At 69.8% G+C, this 2,880-nt stretch carries 3 protein-coding genes; all 3 read left to right on the forward strand.

Annotation, left to right across the window (positions count from 1 at the left end):
- Window positions 1-444, forward strand: a 444-nt coding sequence (locus VIG79_RS06250; RefSeq protein WP_331883509.1) for a transketolase-like TK C-terminal-containing protein, incomplete at its 5' end; no start/stop codon positions are given.
- Between the two features lie 5 nt (window positions 445-449).
- Window positions 450-1,586 (forward strand): transaldolase, encoded by a 1,137-nt coding sequence (gene tal, locus VIG79_RS06255; RefSeq protein WP_331883511.1) that lies wholly within the window; start codon window positions 450-452, stop codon window positions 1,584-1,586.
- Window positions 1,583-2,880: glucose-6-phosphate isomerase (locus tag VIG79_RS06260; protein ID WP_331883514.1), on the forward strand; the 1,298-nt coding region annotated here is incomplete at its 3' end. The genes tal and VIG79_RS06260, both read left to right, overlap by 4 nt.

Raw genomic sequence — 2,880 nt, forward strand, 5'->3', positions numbered from 1 at the left:
ATTGAGGCCCGGGAGATCCTGGAACGCCAGGGCATCCCGACCCGGGTCGTGTCGATGCCCTGCCGCGAGTGGTTCGAGGAGGCCGGCAAGGCCTACCAGAACCGGGTGCTGCCGCCAGAGGTCCGGGCCCGGGTCAGCGTCGAGGCTGCGGTCTCGTTCGGGTGGCACGACCTCGTCGGTGATGCCGGACGCAGCGTCAGCATCGAGCACTTCGGCGCGTCGGCCGACTACAAGACCCTCTACCGCGAGTTCGGGTTCACCCCTGAAGCCGTCGTGAAGGCCGCGAAGGACTCGCTCAAGGACGCCAAGGCCACCGCACGCAAGAGCGTGGCCGCCACGGTGACCCAGACCCGTCCGCGGGCCGAGATCCCACCGACCAAGGCCACCGACACCACCACCAAGAAGAGTGCTGCGACTAAGAGCGCAGCGAGCAAAGGGAAGTGACCCACGTGACTGACAACGCAGCACTCAAGGCTCTCGCCGACGAGGGCGTCTCCGTCTGGCTCGACGACCTCTCCCGGGACCGGATCGAGACCGGCAACCTTCAGGAGCTCATCGACACCAAGGGTGTCGTCGGGGTGACCACCAACCCCTCGATCTTCCAGGCCGCGCTGGCCAAGGGCGACCGCTATGACGCAGACCTTCGCTCGTTCGCCGCTGAGGGCAAGACCGTCGACGAGACCGTGTTCGCCCTGACGACGGCCGACGTGCGCAACGCCTGCGACATCCTCATGCCCGTGTTCGAGTCGACGAACCACCTCGACGGCCGGGTGTCCATCGAGGTCGACCCGCGGCTGGCGCACGACACCACCAAGACAGTCGAGGAGGCCAAGAAGCTCTCCGCCGCCGTCGACCGGCCCAACGCCCTGATCAAGATCCCGGCGACGGTCGAGGGGCTGTCCGCGATCTCGCAGGTGATGGCCGCAGGCATCAGCGTCAATGTCACGCTGATCTTCTCCCTCGACCGCTACCGCGGCGTGATGAACGCCTTCCTCACGGGCCTGGAGCAGGCCCGCGAGAACGGCAAGGATCTCGCCAGCATCGCCTCCGTCGCGTCGTTCTTCGTCTCACGCGTCGACACCGAGGTCGACAAGCGCCTCGACGCGATCGGCACCGAGGACGCCAAGGCGCTCAAGGGCAAGGCCGCCGTGGCCAACGCCCGGCTCGCCTACCAGGCCTACGAGGAGGTGTTCTCGACGCCGCGCTGGCAGAACCTCGAGGACGACGGCGCGAAGAAGCAGCGTCCCCTCTGGGCCTCGACCGGGGTGAAGGACCCGGCCTACCCGGACACCATGTACGTCACCGAGCTGGTCGCTCCGAACACGGTGAACACCATGCCGGAGAAGACCCTGGACGCGGTGGCCGACCACGGTGAGATCACCGGCGACACGATCACCGGCGCCTATGACGACGCCGCCGGAGTGCTCGATGCCTTGGAGCAGCTGGGCATCTCCTATGCCGACGTCACCGCCCTGCTCGAGCGCGAGGGGGTCGAGAAGTTCGAGGCCTCCTGGGCGGAGCTGCTCGACGAGGCCCAGCACGACCTCGACCTCGCTCGTTCCGACGTGGCGCAGGGCGACAGGTGAGCGCACTTGGCGTGGTGGCGGCAGGCCCCGCCGCTGACGCCATCGCCGCGAAGGTCCCCGAGCTCGTCGAGGCGCAGTTTGCCAGCAAGCTCTTCGCGCAGGATGCGACCCTGTGGGGACCCGAGGCTGAGTCCGAGTCGGCGATCCGGCTGTCCTGGGTCAACCTCCCTCGCACCTCGCGCCCGCTCGTCGGCGAGATCGACGCCCTGCGTGACGAGCTGCGTGCGCAGGGGGTCGACCGGGTCGTACTGTGCGGCATGGGTGGCTCGTCGCTCGCCCCCGAGGTCATCTGCGCCACAGCCGGTGTCGACCTCGTCGTGCTCGACTCGTCCCAGCCGGACATGGTCCGCGACGCCCTCGTGGACCTGGCCCGCACTGTCGTCGTCGTCTCGAGCAAGTCCGGCTCCACCGTCGAGACCGACTCGCAGCGGCGTGCGTTCCAGGCGGCGTTCAGCGAGGCCGGGATCGAGCCCACCGAGCGCATCGTGATCGTGACCGACCCGGGCAGCCCGCTCGACGAAGAGTCGCGCGCGGCCGGCTACCGGGTCATCAACGCCGACCCCAATGTGGGCGGCCGGTACTCGGCGCTGACGGCGTTCGGCTTGGTGCCGTCCGGCCTGGCCGGCGCGGACGTGGCCAGCCTGCTCGACGACGCAGAGGCGGTCGCCGACGTGCTCAGCGCAGACGACGATGCCAACCCGGGGCTCCGGCTCGGCGCAACCATCGCGGGCACCAACCCGTTGCGCGACAAGCTCGTCCTGGTCGACGACGGATCCGGGATCGTCGGGTTCGCGGACTGGGCCGAGCAGCTCATCGCCGAAAGCACCGGCAAGGAAGGCACCGGCATCCTGCCGGTCGTCGTGGGCGGTGACACCGACCCCGAGGTGGCGCGGCCCAGCGAGGATGTCACGGTGGCGCGCCTGGTGGCCGACGACTCGGACTCGAGCGTGCTCACCGAGGACTCGACGGGCAGCCCGGTGGATGCCGCGCGGTCCGTGGTCGAGGTCAGCGGTCCCCTCGGCGCCCAGCTCCTGCTCTGGGAGGTCGCCACGGCAGCCGCTGGTCGCCTGCTGGGCATCAACCCCTTCGACCAGCCCGACGTGGAGAGCGCCAAGAAGGCAGCCCGCGCGCTGCTCGACCAGGGCATCGGCAGCGCCGCCGCTCCTGCAGCCACGGACGGTGCGGTCGAGATCCGCGCTCTCGGCGGCGACTGGCTGGCGGACGCCACCACGGTGCAGCAGGCCGTCGCGGCCCTGCTCGACCAGCTCGACCCCCAGCGCGGCTACCTCGCGGT

It is taken from the genome of Lapillicoccus sp., from assembly GCF_036559105.1.
In the GTDB taxonomy this organism is placed as follows: domain Bacteria; phylum Actinomycetota; class Actinomycetes; order Actinomycetales; family Dermatophilaceae; genus Lapillicoccus.